At 32.0% G+C, this 26,511-nt stretch carries 23 protein-coding genes; 14 read left to right on the top strand and 9 right to left on the bottom strand.

Going from position 1 to position 26,511, the window contains the following annotated elements; genetic code table 11:
* The 6 genes from cysS to AAH949_RS05775 are packed head-to-tail and all read left to right on the top strand — an operon-like array spanning nt 1 to nt 7,142.
* Nucleotides 1–1,398: a cysteine--tRNA ligase gene (gene cysS / locus AAH949_RS05800; protein ID WP_348519138.1), complete on the top strand. Its 1,398-nt coding sequence runs from the start codon at nt 1–3 to the stop codon at nt 1,396–1,398.
* Nucleotides 1,391–3,124, top strand: a complete 1,734-nt coding sequence (locus AAH949_RS05795) for an ABC transporter ATP-binding protein (protein WP_348518204.1) — start codon at nt 1,391–1,393, stop codon at nt 3,122–3,124. The genes cysS and AAH949_RS05795 overlap by 8 nt, the downstream gene beginning before the upstream one ends.
* A gap of 43 nt (nt 3,125–3,167) precedes the next feature.
* Entirely contained in the window at nt 3,168–4,226 is a 1,059-nt protein-coding gene (locus AAH949_RS05790; RefSeq protein ID WP_348519137.1) for a quinone-dependent dihydroorotate dehydrogenase, read from the top strand.
* Nucleotides 4,223–5,464: a pitrilysin family protein gene (locus tag AAH949_RS05785; protein ID WP_348518203.1), complete on the top strand. Its 1,242-nt coding sequence runs from the start codon at nt 4,223–4,225 to the stop codon at nt 5,462–5,464. Before AAH949_RS05790 ends, AAH949_RS05785 begins: the two co-directional genes overlap by 4 nt.
* 2 nt (nt 5,465–5,466) lie before the next feature.
* Nucleotides 5,467–6,363, top strand: coding sequence for a 4-hydroxy-tetrahydrodipicolinate synthase (gene dapA, locus AAH949_RS05780; RefSeq protein WP_348518202.1), 897 nt, complete (start codon nt 5,467–5,469; stop codon nt 6,361–6,363).
* Entirely contained in the window at nt 6,363–7,142 is a 780-nt protein-coding gene (locus AAH949_RS05775) for an enoyl-ACP reductase (RefSeq protein WP_134238893.1), read from the top strand. The genes dapA and AAH949_RS05775 overlap by 1 nt, the downstream gene beginning before the upstream one ends.
* A gap of 43 nt (nt 7,143–7,185) precedes the next feature.
* On the opposite strand, the gene AAH949_RS05770 is transcribed toward AAH949_RS05775, so the two are convergent.
* The 5 genes from AAH949_RS05770 to AAH949_RS05750 all read right to left on the bottom strand — a co-directional run bounded on the left by AAH949_RS05770 (nt 7,186) and on the right by AAH949_RS05750 (nt 11,972).
* On the bottom strand, nt 7,186–7,356 hold the full coding sequence (locus tag AAH949_RS05770) for a hypothetical protein (protein ID WP_166739672.1): 171 nt from the start codon (nt 7,354–7,356) through the stop codon (nt 7,186–7,188).
* A 247-nt stretch (nt 7,357–7,603) separates the two neighbouring features.
* Nucleotides 7,604–8,101, bottom strand: a complete 498-nt coding sequence (locus AAH949_RS05765; protein WP_348519136.1) for an MvdC/MvdD family ATP grasp protein — start codon at nt 8,099–8,101, stop codon at nt 7,604–7,606.
* A gap of 140 nt (nt 8,102–8,241) precedes the next feature.
* Nucleotides 8,242–9,576: a sodium-dependent transporter gene (locus AAH949_RS05760; protein WP_348518201.1), complete on the bottom strand. Its 1,335-nt coding sequence runs from the start codon at nt 9,574–9,576 to the stop codon at nt 8,242–8,244.
* 66 nt (nt 9,577–9,642) lie between these two features.
* Nucleotides 9,643–10,296 carry an MOSC domain-containing protein gene (locus tag AAH949_RS05755; protein WP_134238897.1) on the bottom strand — a complete coding sequence of 218 codons (654 nt, stop codon included), beginning with the start codon at nt 10,294–10,296 and terminating at the stop codon, nt 9,643–9,645.
* Nucleotides 10,293–11,972, bottom strand: a complete 1,680-nt coding sequence (locus AAH949_RS05750) for a protein-disulfide reductase DsbD (protein WP_348518200.1) — start codon at nt 11,970–11,972, stop codon at nt 10,293–10,295. The genes AAH949_RS05755 and AAH949_RS05750 overlap by 4 nt, the downstream gene beginning before the upstream one ends.
* A gap of 83 nt (nt 11,973–12,055) precedes the next feature.
* Between AAH949_RS05750 and ppk2 the strand changes: the two genes are divergently transcribed.
* Entirely contained in the window at nt 12,056–12,904 is an 849-nt protein-coding gene (gene ppk2, locus AAH949_RS05745; protein WP_243832610.1) for a polyphosphate kinase 2, read from the top strand.
* Nucleotides 12,888–14,078 carry a M20 family metallopeptidase gene (locus tag AAH949_RS05740; protein ID WP_134238945.1) on the top strand — a complete coding sequence of 397 codons (1,191 nt, stop codon included), beginning with the start codon at nt 12,888–12,890 and terminating at the stop codon, nt 14,076–14,078. Before ppk2 ends, AAH949_RS05740 begins: the two co-directional genes overlap by 17 nt.
* Here AAH949_RS05740 and metF read toward each other — a convergent pair.
* Both metF and metE read right to left on the bottom strand, forming a co-directional pair.
* Nucleotides 14,075–14,932 (bottom strand): methylenetetrahydrofolate reductase [NAD(P)H], encoded by an 858-nt coding sequence (gene metF / locus AAH949_RS05735; RefSeq protein WP_348518199.1) that lies wholly within the window; start codon nt 14,930–14,932, stop codon nt 14,075–14,077. The two genes, AAH949_RS05740 and metF, sit on opposite strands and share 4 nt — an antisense overlap.
* A complete protein-coding gene (gene metE, locus AAH949_RS05730; RefSeq protein ID WP_348518198.1) occupies nt 14,925–17,201 on the bottom strand; it encodes a 5-methyltetrahydropteroyltriglutamate--homocysteine S-methyltransferase in 2,277 nt (758 codons plus the stop codon). Before metE ends, metF begins: the two co-directional genes overlap by 8 nt.
* A 405-nt stretch (nt 17,202–17,606) precedes the next feature.
* Between metE and AAH949_RS05725 the strand changes: the two genes are divergently transcribed.
* Nucleotides 17,607–18,074, top strand: coding sequence for a DUF4149 domain-containing protein (locus AAH949_RS05725; protein ID WP_348518197.1), 468 nt, complete (start codon nt 17,607–17,609; stop codon nt 18,072–18,074).
* 34 nt (nt 18,075–18,108) lie between these two features.
* Nucleotides 18,109–18,861, top strand: a complete 753-nt coding sequence (gene flaC, locus AAH949_RS05720; RefSeq protein WP_348518196.1) for a flagellin C — start codon at nt 18,109–18,111, stop codon at nt 18,859–18,861.
* Between the two features lie 18 nt (nt 18,862–18,879).
* Here the strand turns inward: flaC and AAH949_RS05715 are convergent, their stop codons facing one another.
* Together AAH949_RS05715 and AAH949_RS05710 are read right to left on the bottom strand one after the other, a co-directional pair.
* A complete protein-coding gene (locus AAH949_RS05715) occupies nt 18,880–19,506 on the bottom strand; it encodes a YggS family pyridoxal phosphate-dependent enzyme (protein ID WP_348518195.1) in 627 nt (208 codons plus the stop codon).
* 80 nt (nt 19,507–19,586) lie between these two features.
* Nucleotides 19,587–20,528: an NAD(P)-binding domain-containing protein gene (locus AAH949_RS05710; RefSeq protein WP_348518194.1), complete on the bottom strand. Its 942-nt coding sequence runs from the start codon at nt 20,526–20,528 to the stop codon at nt 19,587–19,589.
* Nucleotides 20,529–20,593: 65 nt separating this feature from the next.
* Between AAH949_RS05710 and AAH949_RS05705 the strand changes: the two genes are divergently transcribed.
* The 4 genes from AAH949_RS05705 to napA all read left to right on the top strand — a co-directional run bounded on the left by AAH949_RS05705 (nt 20,594) and on the right by napA (nt 26,501).
* On the top strand, nt 20,594–21,826 hold the full coding sequence (locus tag AAH949_RS05705) for a glutamate-5-semialdehyde dehydrogenase (RefSeq protein WP_134238903.1): 1,233 nt from the start codon (nt 20,594–20,596) through the stop codon (nt 21,824–21,826).
* Nucleotides 21,827–21,887: 61 nt separating this feature from the next.
* Complete coding sequence (locus tag AAH949_RS05700) at nt 21,888–22,700, top strand: flagellar hook-basal body protein (RefSeq protein ID WP_348518193.1); 813 nt, start codon at nt 21,888–21,890, stop codon at nt 22,698–22,700.
* 13 nt (nt 22,701–22,713) lie between these two features.
* A complete protein-coding gene (gene flgG / locus AAH949_RS05695; protein ID WP_134238905.1) occupies nt 22,714–23,505 on the top strand; it encodes a flagellar basal-body rod protein FlgG in 792 nt (263 codons plus the stop codon).
* Between the two features lie 227 nt (nt 23,506–23,732).
* Nucleotides 23,733–26,501: a periplasmic nitrate reductase subunit alpha gene (gene napA, locus AAH949_RS05690; RefSeq protein WP_134238906.1), complete on the top strand. Its 2,769-nt coding sequence runs from the start codon at nt 23,733–23,735 to the stop codon at nt 26,499–26,501.
* Nucleotides 26,502–26,511 lie beyond the last annotated feature (10 nt).

Here is a 26,511-nt window from a genome sequence, read left to right as displayed (position 1 = left end):
ATGAAATTATTTGATAGTGTTAAGAAGGAAAAATTAGATTTTATTCCAAAAAAAGAAAATGAAGTTTGCATTTATCTTTGTGGTCCTACAACTTACGATGATGCTCATTTGGGACATGCAAGAAGTAGCGTGTGCTTTGATTTATTACACCGTGTTTTTATAGCGCTTGGTTTTAGGGTTAAATTTGCTAGAAACTATACCGATATCGATGATAAAATTTTAAAAAAAATGAAAGAAAGTGGTAGAAATTTAAGTGAGCTGACTGATTTTTATATCGCTGCTTATGAAAGAGATATGAAGGCTTTAAATGTTTTAGATCCTGATTTTAAGCCAAGAGCGACGCATTTTATTAGAGAGATGATTTCTTTGATTGCTCATTTACAAAAGCAAGGTTTTGCTTATGTTTTAGAAGATGGGGTGTATTTTGATACGAGCAAAGACAAGTCTTATTTGTCTTTATCCAAAAGAGGTTTAGAGCAAAATATCACAAGGCTTGAAAATGAGGTAGCAAAGAAAAATGAAAGCGATTTTGTGTTATGGAAATTTGATGAAAACTTTTACGATGCGCCTTTTGGCAAAGGAAGACCAGGGTGGCATACTGAATGTGTTGCGATGATAAATTCGCTTTTTAACGAAGGTTTGGATATTCATGCTGGGGGTATTGATTTGCTTTTTCCTCATCATGAAAATGAAGCTTCGCAGTGCCGATGTGCGAACAATTATGAGCTTGCAAGTTATTGGCTGCACAATGGTTTTGTAAATATTAATGGTGAAAAAATGAGTAAAAGTTTAAATAATAGTTTTTTCATTAAAGACGCGCTGAATGAATTTCATCCCGAACTTTTAAGATTTTATTTGCAAAGTTCGCATTATAGGGCTCATTTTAATTATTCTTTAGAAGATTTAGCTTTGAGTAAAAAAAGATTGGATAAATTTTATCGTCTTAAACAAAGACTTGATTTGAAAGAATTTAGTGATTTTGATAAAAATAAAATTTATTCTTTTGAAAGCGAGGTTGCAAATAGGGCTTTAAAAGATTTAAGCGATGAATTAAATATCTCAAAGGCCTTAGCAACTTTAGATGAGTTTATCGTAGAAGCAAATTTAGAACTTGACAAAGAGCCTAAAAATATTTCTTTAAAACTTGATTTAAAACAGGGTTTAGAAGAACTTGCCTTGCTTTTTGGTTTTGGCTTTTTAGCGTGGAACGAATATTTTCAATTTGGTGTGAGTAGGGAACAAAAAGAATTAATAATGCAAAAAATTCAAGAAAGAAATGAAGCTAAAAAAATGAAAGATTTTAGCACAGCAGATAAAATCAGAGCTGAGTTAGCGCAAATGAATATCGTGCTTTTAGATACCCCACAAGGCACTATTTGGGAAAAAAATAATGCATAAACAAATGAGTTTAAAAGATGTTTTAATCCGCTTTAAACCCTTTTATAAAAAATACAAAAAAGAATTTGCCATTGCTATTTTTGGAATGATGCTTACTAGCGTTGGAACTGCAGGAAGTTTTGCGTCTTTAAAGCCTATTTTGGACTATATTTTTGTAGAAAAAAACGAAGCTTTGCTTTATACTTTGCCTTTTTTGTTGGTAATAATTTATATTTTAAAAAATTTGGGCTTTTATTTGCAAACTTATTATTTAAGTTTTATTGGCACAGATACGCTAAGAATTTTGCGTTTTAAGGTTTTGACAAATCTTTTAAGACTTGATATGGATTTTTTTAAACGCAATAGAAATGGAGAGCTTATAAGCCGTTGCACTAATGATATTAACGCCCTTCAAAGCATAGTATCAAATATCATTCCTGATTTTTTTAGAGAATTTTTAACCATTGTTGGATTGTTGGCGGTTGTACTTTATCAAAGTCCAAAACTTGCTTTTTTCGCTTTAGTGGTACTTCCTTGTGCGATTTTTCCTTTGGTATGGTTTGCAAGAAAACTCAAAAAATATGCAAAAAGTATTCAAGAAACAAATTCAGATTTGCTTTCAAGACTCAGTGAGATTTTTTCAAATATCGAGCTTATTAGAGCAAGTAATAGTGAAAAAAAAGAAAGTGGTAAATTTGCCAAGCAAAATGATGAGCTTTGTCGCCTTAATTTAAAATCCACTCGCGTTGATGCCCTCATTAGTCCTTTGATGGAAATTATTGGTTCTCTTGGGGTGGCTGCAGTGATTATTATAGGTGGGCGTGAAGTTATTCATGGAACGATGAGTGTGGGGAGTTTTTTTGCTTTTATTACCGCGCTTTTTGCGATTTACACACCCTTAAAAAGACTTTCTTCGCTTTATGGTAAATTGCAAGGCGCTATAGTGGCAAGTGAAAGGACTTTTTATTTACTTGATCTAGAACCGCAAATTAAAGGCGGAGATAAAGAGCTTAAAAAAATCGATCACATAGAATTTCAAGATGTATATTTTTCTTATGAAAATCCACATAAAAATGTTTTAAATGGCATTAATTTTGACTTTCAAAATGGGCAAATGCTTGCACTTGTTGGAACAAGCGGGAGCGGAAAATCATCTATTATCAATCTTTTGATGTATTTTTACGAAAAACAAAAGGGTCAAATTTTATTTAATGGTTTAGATATTAGCGAATTTAATATTCAAAGTTTGCGTGATAAAATAGGACTCGTAACACAAAATATTTATCTTTTTAATGATAGTTTTGCTCAAAATATAGCTTATAGTGAAGAATTAGATGAAGAAAAAATCATTAAGGTCTTAAAGTTAGCCAATGCTTATGAATTTGTTGAAGCAATGGGTGGAATTTATACAGAGGTAAAAGAACACGGTAAAAATTTAAGTGGGGGTCAAAAGCAACGCATTGCTATCGCTAGAGCTTTATATAAAAATCCTGATTTACTTATTTTTGATGAGGCAACTTCGGCACTTGATAATGAGAGTGAAAAAACCATTGTTAAAACTATAGAAAATTTAAAGCAAGATAGGCTGATTTTGGTGATCGCACACCGCTTAAGCACTATAGAAAATGCTGATAAAATCGCAGTTATAGATCAAGGAAAGGTTTTAGCAATAGGCAAAGACGCTCAGCTAATGAAAGAATGTGAATTGTATAAAAAATTCAAAGAAAAGAGTTTAAAGCATAAATAAAAGTTATTTTGCTAATATTTTACAAAAATTAAGGATGTCAATGTTGTCTTATGAACAGATTAAACCCCTTTTATTTAAATTAGATCCTGAAAATGCTCATTGGCTAGCCGAGCATAGTTTAAGGACTTTAAATGCTGTTTTTCCTGGAGCTTTAAGTTTTTTAGCACATCAATATATCGTTAATGATGAGAGTTTAAAGCAAAATTTATTAGGACTTGATTTTCATAATCCTGTGGGCTTAGCAGGTGGCTTTGATAAAAATGCTACTATGATACGCCCTCTAGCAGCACTTGGTTTTGGCTTTTTAGAATTTGGTACTTTTACACCCAAGGCTCAGGAGGGCAATGAAAAACCAAGGCTTTTCCGTCTTATAAAGCAAGAAAGTATACAAAATGCTATGGGTTTTAATAATGAAGGTGCTCAAAAAATCGCTTCTCGTCTAACTCAAATTTATCCCTTTGCCGTCCCTTTGGCCGCAAATATAGGAAAAAATAAGATCACTCCTAATGAACAAGCTTTGGAGGATTATTTAATTTTATTAAAAGAGTTTGAAAATTTATGTGATTATTTTGTTGTGAATATTTCATCGCCAAATACTAAAAATTTAAGAGCTTTGCAAAGTGAAGATTTTATTAAAGAACTTTTTAATAAAGCCAGAGAAATCACTCAAAAACCCATCTTGTTAAAAATAGCTCCTGATATGAGTGTAGATGCGGCACTTTCTTTGTGTGAGGTAGCTATAAATTCTAGCGCTAATGGCCTTATCATAGCCAATACGAGCGTGGATTATTCTTTACTTGATAATAATCGCACTTTTGGTGGCATTAGCGGAAGGCTTATTACAGAAAAAAGTGGAATTTTCTTTAAGGAGCTGGCTAAGGTTTTATTTGGTAGGACTTTGCTTATTGCAAGTGGGGGGATAGATAGTGCCGAGCTTGCATATGATCGTATTAAAAATGGAGCGAATTTAATACAGGTTTATACGGCTTTGATTTTTAAAGGTCCTTCTTTGGTTAAAAATATCAATGAAGGTCTTATAGAGCTTTTAAAGCAAGATGGATTTTTGCATATTAGCCAAGCAGTGGGAGTTAATGTTAAATGATAAATTATAAGAATATCAGTTTAAAAAATAAACTTGAAGTTTATGCTTTGCCTATCAATAAAAATAGCGATGTGATTAGTGTTGATATTTTTTATAAAGTAGGTTCAAGAAATGAAGTTATGGGGAAAAGTGGCATAGCTCATATGCTTGAACATTTAAATTTTAAAAGCACCAAAAATTTAAAAGCAGGTGAATTTGATGAGATAGTAAAGGGCTTTGGCGGGGTTGATAATGCTAGCACGGGTTTTGATTATACGCATTATTATATAAAATGCTCTAAGAAAAATTTAGATAAAGCTTTAGAGCTTTTTGCTGAGCTTATGGCAAATTTAAATTTAAAAGATGAGGAATTTCAGCCAGAACGAGCTGTGGTTTTGGAAGAGCGCAGGTGGAGAACAGATAATAATCCTTTGGGATATTTGTATTTTAGACTTTTTAATCATGCTTTTATGTATCATCCTTATCATTGGACACCAATAGGTTTTTTTAAGGATATAGAAAATTGGAGTATTGAGGATATTAAAGAATTTCATAGTATTTATTATCAACCAAAAAATGCTATTTTGGTAGTGAGTGGAGATATCGAAAGTAAAGAAGTTTTCGAGCTTTCAAGGAAACATTTTGAAAAAATTAAAAACACAAGAGCTATTCCTAAAATTCATACCAAAGAGCCAAAACAAGAAGGGGCAAAGCGTATTTACTTAAAGAAAAAAACCGATACAGAGCTTTTGGCGATTGGTTTTAAAATTCCTGATTTTAAGCACAAAGATATGAGCGCTTTAAATGTTTTAGGAGAGCTTTTAGGAAGTGGCAAGAGTTCTTTGATTAATGAAATTTTAATTGATAGGCTTAATTTGATTAATGATTATTATTCTTTTGCAAATGACTCTATTGATGAAAATTTGTTTATACTTATTTTTAATTGCAATCCAAAAATTAAAGCTGAAATTGTAGAAGAAGAAATTTGGAAAATTCTTCAAGATATAAAAGATGCTAAAATTTCGCAGCAAGATTTGCAAAAGGTTAAAAATAATATAAAAAGTGATTTTATTTTTTCTCTTGATACGGCTAGTGCGGTTTCAAATACTTATGGTTCCTATCTTGCTAAGGGTGATTTAAGGCCACTTTTAGAGTATGAAGATAGGGTGCAAAAATTACAAATGCAAGATTTGATAAAATGCGCTAAAAAATACTTTACTAAGCAAAATTCAATCACTGTAATTTTAAAAAAGGATTAAGAATGGATAATCATACTATTATTGGAGCAATGACGGCACTTATCACTCCTTTTAAAAATGGAAATTTAGACGAGGAGTGCTATTATAAACTCATACAAAGACAAATTAAAAATGGCATTGATGCCATTGTTCCTGTAGGTACAACAGGTGAAAGTGCAACCTTGACACATGAAGAGCATAGAATTTGTATAGAAATAGCAGTAGAAGCTTGTAAAAATACTAAAGTAAAGGTTTTAGCCGGAGCAGGAAGTAATGCAACCCATGAAGCAGTGGGTCTGGCAAAATTTGCACAAGAACATGGTGCTGATGGAATTTTGAGCGTGGCGCCTTATTATAATAAACCATCTCAAGAAGGACTTTATTTACACTATAAAGAAATTGCGCGAAGTGTGGATATTCCGGTGCTTTTATATAATGTGCCAGGAAGAACGGGTTGTGAGATTGCAACTGAAACCATTATCAAGCTTTTTAGAGATTGTAAAAATATTTATGGGGTAAAAGAAGCAAGCGGAAATATAGACAGAAGTGTTGATTTACTCGCACATGAGCCAAGAATGGTTTTGATTTCTGGCGATGATGCGATCAATTATCCAGTGCTTTCTAATGGTGGAAAGGGAGTGATTTCAGTAACTTCGAATTTATTGCCGGATATGATTAGTGAATTAACCCACTTGGCTTTAGAGGGGAATTACAAAGAAGCTAAAAAAATCAACGATGAGCTTTATAATATCAATAAAATTTTATTTTGTGAGGGTAATCCTATTCCTATTAAAGCAGCTATGTTTATTGCGGGTTTAATACCGACTTTAGAATACCGCTTACCTTTATGCCCTCCAAGTAAGGAAAATTTCGCTAAAATTGAAGCGGTGATGAAAAAATATAATATTAAAGGATTTTAATGAATACAGAATTTCAAGGAAAAACTCTAGTTATTAGCGGTGGAACGCGTGGAATTGGCAAGGCTATAGTTTATGAATTTGCAAAAGTGGGTGCAAATATAGCTTTTACTTATAATTCTAATGCAGAAATTGCTAATGAAATGATTAAAGATTTAGAAAATAACTATAAAATCAAAGCAAGAGCCTATGAATTTAATATTTTAGAACCAGAAAATTATAAAGAGCTTTTTGAAAAAATCGATGCTGATTTTGATAGGATTGATTATTTTATCTCAAACGCTATTATTTCAGGCCGTGCGGTTGTGGGTGGTTATACTAAATTTATGAAATTAAAACCAAAAGGGATTAATAATATTTTCACAGCTACAGTAAATGCCTTTGTTGTAGGAGCTCAAGAAGCAGCCAAAAGAATGGAAAAAGTAGGGGGTGGAAGCATTATTTCCATCTCATCTACTGGAAATTTAGTTTATATAGAAAATTACGCAGGGCATGGCACAGCAAAAGCTGCAGTGGAAGCTATGGCAAGATATGCAGCAACGGAGCTTGGAGAGAAAAATATCCGTGTGAATGTAGTAAGTGGTGGGCCGATTGAAACTGATGCTTTGAGAGCTTTTACAAATTATGAAGAAGTTAAACAGGCTACGATAAATTTAAGCCCTTTAAATCGTATGGGACAGCCTGAAGATCTAGCTGGTGCTTGTCTTTTTCTTTGCTCAAGCAAAGCAAGCTGGGTAACAGGTCATACTTTCATCGTTGATGGTGGAACGACTTTTAAATAATCATGGCAACGCTTTTTATATGCGTTGCTAAATTTTTGTGATTTTAAGTATTAAATTTGATATTTTTCTTTATCCAATTTACTATACCATCGCTAATTTTTAATCCCGATAAATCTTCTATCCATAGCCACTGTCCGCTATAATTAATTTCTAAAAAAATCCATTCATTTTGCAAATTTACTATAAAATCAAGTGCCCCATATTCTAAATTCATAATTTGTAGTAATTTTTCAACTTTTTCTTTGATATCTTGTGGCGGAGTTAGAGCTAAATGTGGTGTTTTGCCTAGATCATACCTTCGTCAATCTTCACAAGCGATTTTAGATTTTTGCGAATCTATCTTGCATGCAAAATGCTCTTTGCCAACCACCGTATAGCGCACTTCAAAGGATTTTTTAATATATTCTTGCAGCATAATGGGATTTTCACCTTTTAAAGCAAAGTTTTTTAAATGTGTATTATTAATACGATTGGCATATATGCCTTTGGCTTAATCTTGGTCTAATTTGTAAATTTCTTGATTTAAAAATCACATCTGATTTACATATTTTGCAAAATTGAAGTAGTTTTTCTTTTTCATTACTTACAATAGTTTTTGGTATTTTTAAACCCAGTTGTTTTGCTAAACTCATTTGATAATATTTATTATCGCCTTTAAAAGCGTGTGAAATAGGATTTAGCCAAGGTAGATCTTTTAAAGAATGAAAAAGACCTAAAAGAGTGGCGTTAAATTCATTGCGCCAAATTTTAAAGTCAATATCTTTTTCTTTACTTTCTTTTTCCTCTAAGCTTAATTCAACAAAAGATCTTCTAAGCCAAACGCAAGAGATATCATCGCTTTTTATGTTTGAAATTTCATTTTTTATATGCCAAGAATGATTTTGAAAGCTTATGAAAGTATTGTAAAGAGATTTTGTATCTAAATTTAATCTAAAATAGAGCAATTTTAAAGCATTTATTTTTCCAACTACCCTATTTGCATGTACATCAAAGCTATCGCTGAGTATAAGTAATATTATATAGCCGTTAAGTATTCATTAAGTATTTCTATATTGCTTGCAGGTTTTTATTCCCAATCATTATAGTTAAAGATGAAAAATTAAAAAATTCCAAAATAAAAGATAACTAAAATAATAATAGGTACTACAAATTTAACATAGTGATACCAAATATTTATCCATATACTTTTAATTTTTCCATTATTTGAAAGTTCTTTAATGGCATCTTTTTTAAGTATCCAGCCCACATAAATGCAGCACAAAAATGCTGTTAAAACAAATAAAATATTTCCACTAATAAAATCAAAACTATCAAAAATATTTTTACCTCGAATCAAAGTTACATCTCTTAACGGCCCATAGGTTAAGATGCAAGGTAGATTTCCTAAGATGAAAATTGTTCCTAGAGTAAGATTAATGGCTAAATTTTTAGAAAGCTTGAATTTTTCCTCTAAAACGCTAATGATAACTTGATAGATTGGCAAGCTTGTAGTTAGTGCTGCAATGAGTAAAAGCATGAAAAATAAAGCACAAATAAGTCCGCCAAAATGAATATGCGAAAAGGCTATAGGTAAGGTTTCAAAAACCAAAGATGGTCCTTTATCGGGTTCAAGTCCAGCTGAAAAAAGTGCTGGAAATATCATAAAACCTGCCATCACAGCGATAACTGTGTTTAAAATTCCGGTATAAGTTGCAGTTTTGATTAAATTTTCTTTTTTATTGAGGTGAGAAGAAAGGGTGATCATCACGCCAAATCCCAAAGAAAGCGCAAAAAACACTTGTCCTAAAACATCAATAAAAAGTTTAGGGGTGATTTTCTTAAAATTAGGGTTTAAATAAAACTTAACTCCTTCTATTGCTCCATCTAAAGTGATATTACGCATCACAACAATGATAAGGCATAAAAAAAGCATAGGCATTAAGAATTTCACAGATTTTTCTATGCCATCAATTATGCCTTTTTTTAGTATGATCCAGTTGATAATCACAAAAATACTTGTAAAAATTCCTACAAATAGGGCATTGTGCTCTATATTTTGCGTATAAAAAGAATTGGTGTATTCTTTGCTCACAGGACTTGAGAGGTCAAAATTTCCAAATAATAAGCCAAAAATATAAACCAACACATAGCCGCCAAGCACCATATAATAAGCCATAATTCCAAAACTGCCCAAAAGTCCCATATAGCCAACGCCTTGCCATTTTCCTTTAAAGGCATCGACACTATTTTTCATCGCCCGTCTTCCTATGACATTTTCAACCAAAATAACAGGAATTCCTATGCAAATCATCGCAATGCAAAAAACTAATACATAGGCCCCACCGCCATTTTCTCCTACTAAATAAGGAAAACGCCAAGTTGCACCAAATCCTATGGTTGCTCCGGCGACAGTTAGGATATAGGTTAGGGTATTGCTCCATGTTTGTCTTTGCATTTATAAATCCTTTTTTAAGCGAAATTTTAAAAATTTAAATTTTGTCAAGAAAAGCTTAAATAAAAATTATAATTTTCTCATATATTCATCATCATAAGTTTGATTTAATCTTTTTTCTATGCTTTCAATCCAATTTTTGTTAATATTTTTGCAAGCAAGAAGTTTGTTAAATATGGTAAGATTTTCTTTGGGTTGATAAAAAAGCTTATTGAGTTCTAGCACACTTAAATTTGCTGAATCTTTTTGTAAAATTTTTATTCCATCTCCTAAGTTTATTGTTCCTTTTTGTAACACTTTGTAATACCAACCGCTCAAACCACTTTTGAAAATTTCGCGAGTAAAATTTTTATTATCATGCACAAGTGAAATTTTTACACAAGGTTTTCTTGGTTCGCTCACTTGTAAAATCGTATCTCCAATTTTGTGAATATCACCTATACAAACATTGCTTTCATGTAAATTGTCAATACTTAAATTTTCTCCCATTGTGCCAAAATTTAACTTTTTATTAAGAAAATTTTCCCATAAAATGTAATTCTGACAAGAATTAGCAAAAATCGCCTTATCTTTTCCGCCGTGGTGTTTTAAATCTGCAATTCCATCATCAACAATTCCTGAAATTTCAACCTTAGCAGAATTTAAATATATATCCTTAATAAAGCCACTTTTAAAATGAGTGTAATTTTTAACTTGCCCTATTTGCAAGCTTTGAATTTTCATTGATCTAACCTTTGCAATAAATCATTAGTATTTATGTAACCTGTGATTTTTAAATTTTCTTTTTGATTATCAAGGAAGATCAAAACTGGTGGTCCAAATACGCTAAATTCTTTCATTATTTTAATTTGTTCTTCATTATTTTGACTTACATCAACCTTAATGAGTGTGTAATTTTTAAGTTTTTCTTGAACTTTTTCATTGCTAAAAGCATATTCATCTAAAAGCTTGCAATTTTCACACCATGAAGCCGTAAAATAGACTAAAACTTTTTCGTTATCATTAATGATATTTTTTAAGTCACTAAGTTTTGTTATATGGTTGAAATTTAAATTTTTGTTTTCTATGGTTGAGGTTATATTAAAGGGTTTTAAGAAGTATTTTCCTCCAAATAAACCTCCTAAAAATAAGGCTAAACTATAACTTAAAATTAAAATCAAACAAGCTTTTTTGATTTTATTTAAAACCCCCAAGTCATTATCAAAAAGTCCCATAAATACACTAAAAAATACTCCCAATATACCAAATCCTATCAATATTAAAGAAGCGTCAAGAATGCGAGAGAGTATCCAAAGAGCCATTGCAAGCATTAAAAAAGCGAAGAAAAATTGAATTTTTTGCATCCAAATTCCAGCTTTTAAAAAACTTACTCCAAAACCTACTAAAAATAAAGGCAAACCCATGCCAAAACTCATAGTAAAAAGTGCTAATCCACCCAGCAATGCATCTTTTGAATTTGCGATATAAATCAAAGCTCCAGCCAAAGGAGCGGCGACACAAGGACCTACAATTAAAGCAGATAAAAAACCCATTGAAGCAACCCCTAAAACACCTTTGCCTTTATTGCTTTTTTTCTGTATAAAATTTTGGAATTTCAAAGGCAATTCGAGTCTAAAAAGTCCAAACAATGAAAGCGATAATAACACAAAAATTAAAGCAAAAATGATCAAAACCAAAGGTTTTTGCAATAAACCTTGTAAGCTTGCACCTAAAAAACTTGCTATAACACCAGCTACTCCATAGGCTAAAGACATAAAAAATACATAGATAAAACACAACCATAAAGCGTATTTTTTAGAAGGCTTATATGTGCTTTTTGATAGGATTAAAGAGGATAAAATGGGGATCATTGGCAAAGTACAAGGCGTTAAGGATAGTAATAAACCGTATCCAAAAAAACTAAGTAAAACTAAAATAAAGGATTTTTTCTCCATATTATTAGCAATGTTTTGTTCTTCGCTTACATTGGTTTGGATATTTTGGGTTGCTGGTTTTATTTCATAATTTTGCTGATTTTTTTGAATTTCAAAATGTAAAATTTGAGGTTTATAACATAATCCTTGCTCGGAACATCCTTGAAAATAAATATCCAGCAAGGCTTTATCTTGCATTTCGTGCTCGAGTAAAATTTTAGGTAAAGATAAGTTAAGCTGATGATAAAAAACTTTTTCACCGTTTTTATTGATAGCTTTTGGCAAAGAGATTAAATCTGTAATATCTTGATTTGCTAAGAGTATTTTTAATTCCTTTTGATAAAGATAGATATCTTTTCCTAGTGTGATTTTAACGCTAACGCCTTGAGAATTAAAATTATAAGTATGCTTAAAGGCTTGCTCTAAACTAAGAGGATTTGCAAATAAAAAATTGATAAAAATAAACAAAAATAAACAAATGCGCATAAGTGTTCCTAATTTTAGAGTGAAAATTTTCGAAATTATATTTTATTTATGGTAAATTTATGGATATTTTTTAAGGGGATATTATGGATGCAATGACTTTAGAGCAGGTTAAGGAAGAAAAAGGTTGCACTTATATTAAGGTTAAAAAAAGTCTTATTGAATACGAGAAAGAATTGCAAATGCTTCAAATTGAGCTTTTGAAATTTCAAAATTATGTAAAAAAAGAAGGATTAAAGGTTTTAATCATAGTCGAAGGACGCGATGCGTCGGGTAAAGGTGGTTCAATTAAAAGATTGGTTGAGCATTTAAATCCAAGAGGGTGTCGTGTGGTAGCACTTGAAAAGCCTAGTGAAGTTGAAAGGACACAGTGGTATTTTCAACGCTATGTAGCACATTTGCCAAGCGCTGGCGAGATAGTGATTTTTGATAGATCGTGGTATAACCGTGCAGGAGTAGAGCCTGTGATGGGTTTTTGCACTCCAAAAGAGCACGAGCGTTTTTTAAAAGAAGTGCCTTTGTTTGAGGAAATGGTAGTAAAAAGTGGAATTATTTTTTTCAAATTTTATTTTTCTATTTCCAAAGCTGAGCAAGAAAAGCGTTTTGAGGCAAGAAAAAATGATCCTTTAAAACAATACAAGCTTTCGCCAGTAGATAAAAAATCTCAAGAATTATGGGATGAATATACAAAGGCAAAATACACTATGCTCCTTGCCTCAGATACACTTTTGTGCCCTTGGACTATCATTGCAACGGATAATAAAAAACAAGCAAGGCTTAATATTTTTAAATACATTTTATCTCATGTGGATTATCCAGATAAAAAGCGCTTTAAAAAACTTGCTTTTGATCCAAAGATTGTGAGAAATGGCAAGGAAGAGGTTGAAAGAATGAAAATTAAAATGGAGCAAAATGCTAATGCAGCAAGTAATTAAAGATTTAACACAAAAATACTATCCTAAAATCAAAGAACTAAGACATCAAATTCATATGTATCCTGAGCTTGAATTTGAAGAAGAAAATACAGCAAAATTGGTGTGTGAAATTTTAGATGAATTTGGTATAAAATATCAAAGAAATATAGCAAAAACTGGAATTTTAGCAATCATAGAAGGCAAAAAGACAAGTGATAAAAAGCCAAAATGTGTGCTTTTGAGAGCAGATATGGATGCTTTACCTGTGCAAGAAAAAACCGGACTTTCATACGCTTCAAAAATCGATGGGAAAATGCACGCTTGCGGGCATGATGGACATACGGCTGGACTTTTGGGGGCTGCTTTGATATTAAATGAATTAAAAGAGTATTTTAGTGGAAGTGTTAAATTTATGTTTCAACCCGCTGAAGAAGGAAGTGGGGGTGCAAAGCCTATGATAGAAGCAGGGGTACTTAAAAATCCTTGCGTAGATGCAGTTTTTGGTTGTCATTTATGGGGTCCTTTGCTTGAAAATACTGCTCAAATTGTAGATGGCGAGATGATGGCAGGGGTTGATGTTTTTGAGCTTGAATTTGTCGGTCATGGTGGGCATGGAGCGCATCCGCATACGACTATTGATCCTATTGTAATGGCGGCAAAATTCATCACTGATGTTCAATGCATTGTTTCAAGGAAATTAAAACCTGTGGATGCAGGAGTAGTTACTATAGGAAAAATTGAAGCAGGGACAACCTTTAATGTGATACCGCAAAATGCCATATTGCAAGGAACGGTGCGTTTTTTAAGCGATGAAAATCAAAAATTAATGCAAAGCTCAATAGAAAACATTGCCAAAGCTGTTGCATTAGCATTTGGTGGAGAATATAGACTTGATTATAAAAGAGAATATCCGCCTTTAATTAATGATAAAAATGCTGCAAATATAGCCAGAAAAGCTTTTGCTAAAGTTTTAGGTGAGCAAAATATTATTAACACAGCTAAGCCTGATATGGGCGCTGAAGATTTTGCTTTTTTAACGCGCGAAAGAATGGGAGCTTATGTTTTTGTAGGAATTTCAAAGGACTTAAAAAATCCCACCTTACATCATAGTTCTACCTTTTGTTGGGATGATGAGAATTTAAAGGTTTTGATGCAAGGTGATGCGATGATGGCTTTGGAATTTTTAAATTCCTAAGCACCGATTTTATCATAGAACAAAGAATATGTTGCTTCATAAATCCTTCTGGCAACATAGGCTTTATTCATGATGTAAAGATGAATTCCATCTACTCCGTTTGTAATTAAATCCACAATTTGATCAACTGCATAGGCAATCCCAGCATCTGCTAAAGCTTTGTCGTTGTGTTTGTATTTTTCTAGAATTTTTAAGAATTTTGGTGGCAGTTTTGCTCCACAAAGTTGAGTGATTTTTAGAATTTGCCTTTTATTGGTAATTGGCATAATGCCTGCATAAATTGGTGCTTTAATTCCAGATAATGCACAGTTTTGTTTGAAATTATAAAAATCATTGTTATCAAAAAATAGTTGAGTGATGAGCTTGTCAGCACCTTTATCAACTTTTATTTTAAGATTATGTATATCTTCAATGCAATTTTTAGATTCATTATGGGTTTCTGGATAACAAGCGCCAAAGATATTAAAATCTCCATTTTGTTTAATGAATTCGACCAAATCGCTAGCGTAAGAAAAATCTTTACTCGCTTTTAAATCTTTACTCATGTCACCCCTTAGTGCGAGAATATTTTTTAAATTCCTATCCTTGCAATGGGTTAAAAATTTAGCAATTTCCTCTTTGCTAAAATGGATACATGGAAGATGCACTATGCTTTTGGTTTGATATTTTTGTTCTATTAGCTGTGCTATATCCAAAGTAAAATTTGATTTTTTACTTCCTCCCGCTCCGAAGGTAACGCTGATAAAATCAGCGTTTAAGTCCTTGAGATTTTCTAAAATTTCATCGATATTGCGAAGTTCTTCATTGACTCTTGGCGGGAAAAGTTCGAAAGAAAAACTAGTGTTTTTATTCATTTTGCAACTCCTTTCTAAGCTCAAGACTTGCTTGAACTAAATTTTTAAGACTAGCGACTACTTCTTCATAATTTCTTGTTTTTAAACCACAATCAGGATTGATCCAAATTTTTTCTTTCTCAAATTTATTTAAGATTTTTTTTATCACATTTTTTAATTCATCAATACTTGGAATTCTTGGACTATGGATATCATAAACCCCAGGTCCAATGTCGGTTTTGAAATTCACTGCTTTTAGTGCATTTAGCAAGTCAAGATTTGATCTTGAGGCCTCGAAAGAAATCACATCCGCATCCATTGCATTAATTTCTTTAATAATATCGCTAAATTCACTATAACACATATGTGTATGAATTTGAGTTTGGGCTTTTACTTTATAATGAGTCACATTAAAAGCTAAAATTGCCCATTCTAAGTAAGTGTGCCATTTACTTTTTCTTAGAGGCAATTTTTCTCTTAAAGCCGCTTCATCAATTTGTATGATTTTAATACCTGCATTTTCAAGATCCAAAACCTCTTCTTGTATAGCTAATGCGATTTGCAAAGCACTTTCTCTTAGACTAATATCTTCTCTTGGAAAAGACCAATTTAGTATAGTTACTGGTCCTGTTAGCATTCCTTTGACGATTTTTTGGCTTTGACTTTGAGCGAATTTGGCATATTCTACAGTAATGGTTTTTTTGCGACTCACATCACCCCAAATAATAGGAGGTTTTACACACCTTGTGCCATAACTTTGTACCCAAGCATTTTGAGTGAATAAAAAGCCTTCTAAATTCTCACCAAAATATTCCACCATATCATTGCGTTCAAATTCTCCATGCACCAAAACATCAAGTCCTATTTCTTCTTGAATTTTAATACATTCTTTAATTTTGTTTCGATTAAAACTTGTATAAGTATCAATATTTATTTTATTTTGTTTAAAAGCAAGACGATTAGAACGCACTTCCTTGGTTTGTGGAAAAGAACCTATGGTGGTTGTTGGAAGTATAGGAAGTTTTAATATACTTTGCTGCAGAATTTTTCTTTCTTTAAATTCAGGTTCTCTGATACATTTTTCTTTGCTTAGAGTTTTAATGCTTTCTTGAACTTTGAGATTGTTTTTATTTAAGCTATTAGCAAGTAAAATTTGATTTTGAATGAAAAATTTTTCTTTATTGAAATCTTTAGAAGTTAATAATATTTTCAGTTCATTTAATTCTTGCAATTTTTCCTTAGCAAAAGCAAAATGATTGAGATATTTTTCATCCAGTTTGTTTTCATTTTGTATACTATAAGGGACATGCAAAAGCGAACAACTTGTACTAAGGACTATATTTGGAGCATAATTTTTGATTTTATGGATTAAATCAATGGTTTTTTTATAATTATTTTTATAAATATTGCGACCATTAATAATTCCTGCAAAAAGAATTTTGTTCCTATGAAAACCAAAATTTTCTAGCAAATTTATATTATAATCTCCTTCGATAAAATCAAGCCCCAAACCATCAATATCAAGCTTTAAAACACTTTCATAAGCATCTCTTATATCACCAAAATAACTTTGAATAAGAATTTTAATCCCACCTTTATGTTTGAGTAATTCTTGATAAAAATCATTAAAAAGTTTTAATTCTTGCTTGTTTAAATCAAATACCAAACAAGGTTCATCAAAACTAAGCCAAGTAGCCTCTAAATCATTGAAGCGATTTAAAAGTTTTATGTAAGCTTGAAGTAGCTTTTCTTTAGCTTTTTGTTTGGTATCTTCATCTTTAAAACGAATGAGTTTAAAGAAAGTAAAAATTCCATGAATTACGGGTTTTGGGTTGATATTTAAATTTTTTGCTTCGATGAAATCCTTAAAAATTTTATCTCCAACTAAATCAATAACTTCTGCATCATCACATTCTGGCTCGATGTAATGGTAATTTGTGTTAAACCATTTTTTCATTGCCAAAGCTTTCTCATCGCCAAATTTTCCTTGATAGCCTCTAGCTTGCGCGAAATATTCATCTAAATGATTTAGTTTTAAGGCCTTATATCGTTGAGCAACTACATTAAACAGCACGGCAGTATCGAGTGTGTTGTCATAAAAAGAAAAATCATTACAAGGTATAAAATCAATATTTGCCGATTTTAGATCTTGCCAATGTTTTTCTTTTAAATCCTTGCTTAAAGCGATAAGCTCTTCTTGTGAGCTTTGTTTTAAAAAATACTTTTCAACTTCAAATTTTAATTCTCGAAAAGCACCTATTCTTGGATATCCAATAACTGAATTTTTCATAATAAAATCCTTTTAATTAAATAAAAATTAAACAAAAATAAAAATTAGACTGAGATTAAGTTTAATCAGAGACTAAATTTTTACAACAATAGCAATGTGATTTAAAAATAAAAAAGTAGAAATTACATGCACATTAGGCACATAATAGAAGAAATGAATGGAATGTTTATGTTTTGATTTTTGTAAGATTGTGTTTTTTGTTGATTTAAGTTCATTGTGTTTTCTCCTTTGTTTTTGATATTTATGTGATAAAATATAAATGACGCATCAGCATAAAAACTCCTTTAACAATTTATTGATTTGGTTATACTAATATAATAAAACTTAATTTTATTTTAAAAAATATTTTTTATCTTTTTTAGCTATAATTTTTTGCCAAAATTAAAATAAAAAAGGAAATAAATCATGAAAGCTGTGAATTTATTATTATTAGCGATGATGATAGGTATAGAACTTTGTGTTGGTATTATGGTTGCACCTGTAATTTTTTATCCGCAAGAATTTTTGGGAGAAGGAGTTTTAACTCAGTTTCAAAGCGGTATTTTAATGACACAAATTTTTATTAAATTTGGTTATATTTTGCTGGGCGTGAGTGTGATTAATACTATTTTTGCCTTATTTTCAAAAGAGCTTTGTTCTTTTAGTGTGAGAATTTCAAAGATTTTACTTGCCTTAATTATTTTGGTTTTAAGTGCGGTTTTTGTATTTTATTTTACAGATTATATTGTCAAAGCTCAGGAATTAGGTGAAGTTGCAACACAAAATGCCGAGTTTGCAGGTATTCACTCGGCAAGCGAAGTAGTGATAAAAATCATGGTTGTGGCTCAAGCGTTTTTATTTTTCTTAAGTTTTAAAACAGCTAAAAAAATATAAAATTTATGAAGCAATCAGATTAAAGGAGGAAATTATGAAAATTAACAACTCTACAGCAATGCAGCAAAATTATTATTTAAATAATGCACAAAAGTCTAGCGAAAAAGCTTTAGAAAATATTTCTGCTATGCGCGCTATTAGCGGTGTTGATAGTGCGAATTTAGGCATTGCAGATTTTTTAAGATCTCAAGCTAGCACCATTGATCAAGGCGTAGCAAATGCCTATGATGCAATCGGTGTTTTACAAATTGCTGATGCAAGTTTGTCAAATATTTCCCAAAGTGCCAATAGGCTAAATGAACTTTCGGTAAAAATGAATAACGCAGCCTTAAATGATAATCAAAAAAGTATGATACAAAGTGAAGCTACAAGACTTCAAGAGTCTATTAATGATGCTTTTAACAATGCAACTTATAATGGAAAAAATGTGTTTCAGACTATGAATTTCGTTGTAGGAAGTGGAACTCAAACGACAAATCTAAATCCTTTGTCTGCAGATGGACTTGATATAAATAATCAAGAAAGCATTACGCAATTTATAGATCAAGTTAATGCTTTAAGAGGAGAGATTGGTGGGGGTATTAATGTGCTAACATCCAACATTAATTCTAGCGTGCAAAATAGTATCAATACCAAAGCAGCTGAAAATAACTTGCTAAATAACGACATGGCAAAAAATATGAATGATTTAAATTCAAACTATTTAAAAGAAAATGCAGCAAGTTTTATCTTAGCTCAATCAAATATGCAACTTCAAAGCAAAATTGCTAATTTATTGGATTTTTAAAAAGCCCGTTTTTTGGGCTTAATTTTTAAATAATATACTCCCTAAACGCACCATATTAGATCCACATTTTATAGCAAGTTCAAAGTCTGAACTCATTCCCATAGAGCAAATTTTCGCACCGTATTTTTGTAGTTTTTCATAAATTTGATAAGTTTTTTCAAAGCTTTTGATGATTTCTTTCTCATCATCGCTGTGTGAGCCTATACTCATAATTCCACATAGATTTAGATTTTTGCATGAATTTTGAATTTGTAAATATTCATCAATAGCACGCGAGACATCAATGCCGCTTTTACTTTCTTCATTAGCAGCATTAATTTCAAGCAAAGTATCAAGTTTATAATCTAGTCTTTTATCCATAGCCAAAGCGATTTTTAATCCATTGCAAGACTGCCATAAAATGGGACGCTGTTTGATTAAGAGATTGATTTTATTGCTTTGTAAAGTTCCGATAAAATGCCATTTGATATTTAAATTTTCTTGATCTAAGATTTCTTTTTTTTGAGTCAAGGCTTGAACTTGATTTTCTCCAAATTCCATCAAGCCTTTTGCGTTTAATTCTTTGATTTTATCCGCATTGACATATTTACTTGCTGCAACGATTCTTATATTTTTTGTTTTTTCTAAAATTTGTTCTAAATGCATTTTTTTCCTTGTGAGTTTTAAGGTTAAAGGATAAATTTAATTAATCCCTAAGAAGTGAATTGCTTAGGGATTTGTTGTTTTTAAGAATTAATATATTTCATTATGGCCACAGCGTCATTTAAACCTGTAACAATACTAGCGCCATTTTTTGTAGCAATATCCCCAGCAACAAAAATCCTGCTGACATTGCTTTGTTTGTGCTCATCAAAAACAGGAACACCTTTTTCATCAACTTCTATACCGCATTTTTGCAAGAAATCAAGAGGAGTTGAACCTCCAATAGCGTAAATAACTCTATCATAAATTTCGCTACTTCCATCGCTAAAATGAAGTTTAGCTTTACTATTTTCATCCTCAACACTTGTGATATCAATGCCAAGTTTTAGTTTAAAATCTCCATTTTTAGCACCATTTTCAACATCGTTAAGATTGATATCGTTTAATCTTGTGAATTTATCTTTTCTGTAACAAAGTGTTATTTCATTATTTTTTGCAAGATCTACAGCATACTCAGCTGCTGAATTTCCGCCACCCACAACGATGATTTTTTCTTGACCTAAGACTGAGTTGGCGTTGAAATTAATGATTTTAGTCAGCGTTAAAGGAAGTTTATAATCAGGCTTATTAGGTTTTCCCATTCTACCTATAGCTACAATGATATTTTTACAAGTATAGCTTTCTTTGGAAGTATTAACAATAAAATGATCGCTTTCTTGTTTAATGCTTTCTACTTCGCTACCAAATTCAACACCGATATTATGCTCTTTTAAAGCTTTTTCAAAAGTTTCTATCGTACTTTCTTTTGTTCCATCTTCAAAAGGAATATGACCATAATTAGTCCCCTCGCAACCCTTATAAGCTTTATCAACTCTTTTGCCTTCTTTGTAATATTGCACTAAAGTTTGACAAATTGAATTTGTTTTTTCTAACAACAAAACTTCTTTATTGGCAAGTTTAGCTTCTACGGCACAACCAATTCCCGCAGGTCCAGCACCAACGATGATAATATCAAAATGTTTCATTTATACCTTTCTTTAATAATTTTTTGTATAGAATTTAACAAGTTTTTTATAAACAAAGGATTAAAATGCGACATTTAATTGAAAATATTAATAAAAACTCCCAAAAACTTTTAAATTTAAAACCTCAAGATAAAAAAGAAATCATCTTGCAATGTGCACTAAATTTAAGAAAATATTTTGATGAAATTTTAAAGGCTAACGAAAAAGATTTGAAAAATTTTACTAAAAACGAGGCTTTGAAGGATAGATTAAAACTTGACACTTCAAGGCTTAATTCGCTTTGCGAAGCTTTGGAAAAAATAGCCCTTTTACCAGATCCTATAGGAAAAGTTTTACAGGGCTGGGTTAATGATAGCGGACTTAAGATAGAAAAAGTAAGCATTCCTATTGGTATTATTTGCGTCATTTATGAAGCAAGGCCGGCTATTAGTGCTGAGTTGTTGGCCTTATTGCTAAAAAGCTCAAATGCTGGAATTTTAAAGGGTGGTAGTGAGGCTAAATATACAAATTTTAGTATTTTTAAAGCTTTGCAAGAGGTGCTTGCTATTTATGATCTTAAGGATTGTTTTTTAATGGTCAGTGAAAAAGAAGAGATTAATGAGCTTTTGGAATTTGATGATTTAATTGATCTTATTGTTCCTAGAGGAAGCACTAAAATGATACAAAATATTGCCAAAAACACTAAAATTCCAGTGATTAAGCATGATAAGGGTTTGTGTCATATTTTTGTAGATGAAAGTGCAAATTTAAACAAGGCTAAAGATATAATTTTGAATGCAAAATGCCAAAGGGTAAGTGTTTGTAACGCTTTAGAAAGTTTGCTTATTCATGAGAATATAGCCAAGGATTTACTGCAAAATTTGGCTAAGGAATTTGAAAAATTTCAGCTAGAAATTCATGCTTGTGAGAAAAGTTTAAAATTTTTACAAGATACAAATTTAACTTGCTTTTTGGCAAATGAGCAAGATTATGCTACTGAGTGGCTTGATTATAAAATCAGCATTAAAATCGTTAAAAATTTAAATGAGGCTATAGAGCATATACAAAAATTTAGCTCAAATCACTCCGAGGCTATACTTTCAAATGACACGAAAAATATTGCTATTTTTCAAAGAAGTATTAATTCTTCTTGTGTTTATGTTAATGCCTCAACGCGTTTTAGTGATGGAGGTGAGTTTGGTTTTGGTGCTGAGGTTGGAATTTCTACTAATAAACTTCATGCTAGAGGTCCTATGGGGGTTGAAGAGCTTTGTACTTATAAATATCTTATCACAGGGGAAGGTCAAGTTCGAAAATAAATTTTTTGGAACACTCTTTGCTTTTAAGCTTTTAAAATTATTTTAAAAGTAGGTGAAAAATATGCAAAATGGATATTATCAAGCCACTGGCGGTATGGTAACCCAATTTAACCGTCTTGATGTTATTACAAATAATTTAGCTAATGTCAATACTAGTGGTTTTAAAAAAGATGATGTGGTTATTGCAGATTTTAAAAGGATTTTTAAAGAAACTCAGGATGAGTTACCTATACAAAATCACACACGCGATGCATCAAGATTTGCAAATTCAACCATAGATCGCGTTCCGCAAGTGAGTGAAGTTTATACAGACTTTAGTGTGGGAAATCTTAAAATGACAAATAATCCTTTAGATTTTGCTATGACTAGAGAGGATACTTTTTTTCTTGTTAAAACGAGTAACGGAGAAGTAAGACTTACTCAAGATGGGAATTTTCAACTTGATGATGAGGGTTTTTTGGTTAATAAGCAAGGTTATAGAGTTTTAAGCAGTGATTATTTTAATAATCCTGAGCAAGATGGCATTAGAATTGATGTAAATGCTGTACATATTAATAGCGACTCAAATGGAAATATTTCCGTTGATGGTGTAGATAATGCAAGAATGTTTATAGCGCAAGTTGATGATATTCGTGCTTTGCAAAAAGAAGGGGATAATGTTTATCGTATAGATGATTTGACTAGAATTCGCGATCTTGATACTTCAAGAGCGATAAAACAAGGTTTTTCTCAAGGTTCAAATGTCAATGCAGTAACCGAAATGGTAGGGCTTATCGAGGCTAATCGTTTGGTGGATATGTATCAAAAAGTGATGACTTCTCATATGGATGATTTAAACCAAGATGCGATTAATAAACTCGCAAGTGTGAAATAATAAAGGATAAAAAATGTTAAGATCTTTACATACAGCAGCAACAGGGATGATTTCTCAGCAAACACAAATCGATGTAACTTCAAATAATATTGCCAATGTTAATACTGCAGGTTATAAAAAATCAAGAGCTGAATTTGCGGATTTAATGTATCAGGTGATGAAGTATGCTGGCACTTCAACTTCAGCCACCACACTTTCGCCTTCAGGTATGGAAGTAGGGCTTGGAGTAAGACCTTCGGCTATTACAAAAGTTTTTACTGAGGGTTATTTAAAATCTACGAGCACGGATAGTCTTGATATGGCTATTGAAGGCAATGGTTTTTTTCAAATTCAGCTTCCTGATGGCACAACCGCTTATACTAGAAACGGGCAATTTACAAGGGATAATGAAGGAAATATCGTTAATGCTGATGGTTATAGGCTTATACCTGAGATGACTATCCCAGAAGGGGCAACGGCGATAAATGTTGCAAAAGATGGAACAGTTTCTGTAATGCTTGCAGGCGAACAAGAAGAAACGCAGATTGGGCAAGTTGAGCTTGTGCAATTTATCAACCCAGCAGGACTTCATGCAATGGGGGATAATTTATTTTTAGAAACAGGGGCAAGTGGAGCGCCGGTTGCTGGTATAGCAGGCGAAGATGGCTTGGGACAAATCAGACATGGTTGGATTGAGTCTTCAAATGTGCAATTGGTTGAAGAAATGACAGATCTTATCACTGGGCAAAGAGCTTATGAGGCAAATTCAAAAGCTATTACTACAAGTGATGAAATGCTTTCAACTGTAAACCAGCTTAAACGATAACTTAAAGAGGTTTGTACCTCTTTTTATTTTTTAATAAATTTTTTAATTATTCTTTTTGAAAAATAAAATCTTAGAGACTATCATATTATTTTTTTATATACAAAATAAGACATTAAATATCCTAAAAATAGGCTTTTGAAAATATTATTTTTTTTAAAAAATTAATTTTTATTTTATCTTGTTAAAGTAAAATTTATAAACTTGACAAACACATTGGAGGTGAAAGTATGAATAGAAGGGATTTTATTAAAAATACTGCTATTGCTAGTGCTGCTAGTGTTGCTGGGCTTAGTATTCCAAGTTTTGCTACGAGTGAGGAGCAGTGGCAATGGGATAAGTCGGTTTGTAGATTTTGCGGAACTGGTTGTGGAATTATGGTAGCACGAAAAAATGGCAAGATAGTTGCTGTTAAAGGTGATCCAGCCGCACCGGTAAATCGTGGGCTTAACTGTATTAAGGGTTATTTTAATGCTAAAATAATGTATGGTGAAGATCGTCTTGTGATGCCTTTGCTTCGTGTTAATGAACAAGGCGAATTTGATAAAAAAGGTAAATTTAAACAAGTTTCTTGGAAAAGGGCTTTTGATGAAATGGAAAAACAATTTAAAAAAGCTTATGGTGAATTAGGCGTTAGTGGGGTAGGGATTTTTGGTAGCGGACAATACACTATCCAAGAAGGTTATGCTGCTGTAAAACTTGCTAAAGCAGGTTTTAGAACAAACAATATTGATCCAAATGCAAGACATTGTATGGCTTCTGCTGTGGTTGGTTTTATGCAAACTTTTGGCGTGGATGAGCCTTCTGGTTGTTACGATGATATAGAGCTTACTGATACTATTATCACTTGGGGTGCAAATATGGCTGAAATGCATCCAATTCTTTGGTCAAGAGTAAGTGATAGAAAATTAAGCAATTTAGATAAAGTTAAAATAATTAATTTAAGTACTTTTTCTAATAGAACTTCAAATATCGCAGATATGGAAATCATTTTCAAACCAAATACGGATTTAGCTATTTGGAATTACATAGCAAGGGAAATTGTTTATAATCATCCTGAAGCTATGGATGAAAAATTTATCAAAGAGCATTGTGTGTTTGCGACAGGTTATGCAGATATTGGATATGGCATGAGAAGCAATTCTAACCATCCTAGCTTTAAAGAGAGCGAAAAAGATACAGTTGTAAAAGAAAATGCTATTGTGCTTGATGAGGAAGAGGCCACGGCCTTATCTTATCTTGGTGTTAAAGCAGGTGATAAATTTGAAATGAAACATCAAGGTGTAGCAGATAAAAATTGGGAAATTTCTTTTGAGGAATTTAAAAAAGGTTTAGCTCCTTATACGCTTGAATATACTGCAAAAGTAGCCAAGGGTGACGATAATGAATCTTTAGAAGATTTTAAGAAAAAGCTTAAAGAATTAGTGAACTTATATATAGAGAAAAATCGTAAAGTTGTAACTTTCTGGACTATGGGTTTTAACCAACATACGCGTGGAACATGGGTAAATGAACAAGCTTATATGGTGCATTTTTTACTTGGTAAACAAGCAAAACCAGGTAGCGGCGCTTTTTCTTTAACTGGACAGCCAAGTGCTTGTGGAACGGCTAGAGAAGTAGGAACTTTTTCTCACCGCTTGCCTGCTGATATGGTTGTAGCAAATCCTAAGCACAGAGAAATTTCTGAAAAAATTTGGAAAATTCCTAGTAAAACCATCAATCCAAAACCAGGTTCTCCTTATCTTGGCATTATGAGAGATTTAGAAGATGGAAAAATTAAATTTGCTTGGGTACAAGTGAATAATCCTTGGCAAAATACTGCAAATGCAAATCACTGGATAAAAGCAGCTAGAGAAATGGATAATTTTATTGTTGTGAGTGATTGTTATCCTGGAATTAGTGCAAAAGTAGCTGATCTTATTTTACCAAGTGCTATGATTTATGAAAAATGGGGAGCTTATGGAAATGCTGAAAGAAGAACGCAGCATTGGAAACAACAAGTTTTACCTGTGGGTGCTGCGATGAGTGATACTTGGCAGATTATGGAATTTTCAAAACGCTTTAAATTAAAAGAAGTTTGGAAAGAGCAAAAGGTAGATGAAAAACTTACTTTACCAAGCGTGCTAGAAGAAGCAAAAGCTATGGGTTATAGTGAGGATGATACGCTTTTTGATGTTTTATTTGCCAATAAAGAAGCGATGGAATTTAAAGCCAATGATAATATTGCCAAAGGTTTTGATAATAGCGAAGTAAATGGAGATGAGAGAAAAATCCAAGGTAGTGATGGAAAAGAATTCAAAGGATATGGCTTTTTTATACAAAAATATCTTTGGGAAGAATATCGCAAATTTGGTTTAGGGCATGGACACGACTTGGCTGATTTTGATACCTATCATCAAGTAAGAGGCTTAAGATGGCCGGTAGTGAATGGTAAAGAAACACAGTGGAGATTTAATACTAAATTTGATTATTATGCAAAAAAAGCTGCACCAAATTCTGATTTTGCTTTTTATGGTGATTTTAATAAAAGTTTGACAAATGGAGATTTAAAAGCCCCAAAAGATGAAAAAGAACATAGCATTAAAAACAAGGCTAAAATTTTCTTTAGACCATTTATGAAAGCACCTGAAAGACCAAGTGAAGAATATCCATTCTGGCTTGCTACAGGTAGGGTGTTAGAGCATTGGCATAGCGGAACTATGACTATGCGTGTGCCAGAACTTTTCCGTGCAGTTCCTGAAGCACTTTGTTATATAAGTGAAAAAGATAGTGAAAAATTGGGTTTAAATCAAGGGGATTTAGTTTGGGTAGAGTCGCGTCGTGGTAAAGTAAAAGCAAGAGTGGATATGCGTGGTAGAAATAAACCACCTGCAGGACTTGTGTATGTGCCGTGGTTTGATGAAAATGTTTATATTAATAAGGTTACTTTAGATGCAACTTGTCCGCTTTCAAAGCAAACTGATTTTAAAAAGTGTGCGGTAAAAATTTATAAAGCTTAGTTAGGGTTTA

This window comes from Campylobacter sp. CCS1377 (genome assembly GCF_040008265.1).
GTDB lineage: Bacteria > Campylobacterota > Campylobacteria > Campylobacterales > Campylobacteraceae > Campylobacter_D.
This window is presented reverse-complemented; position numbering and strand designations above follow the sequence as displayed.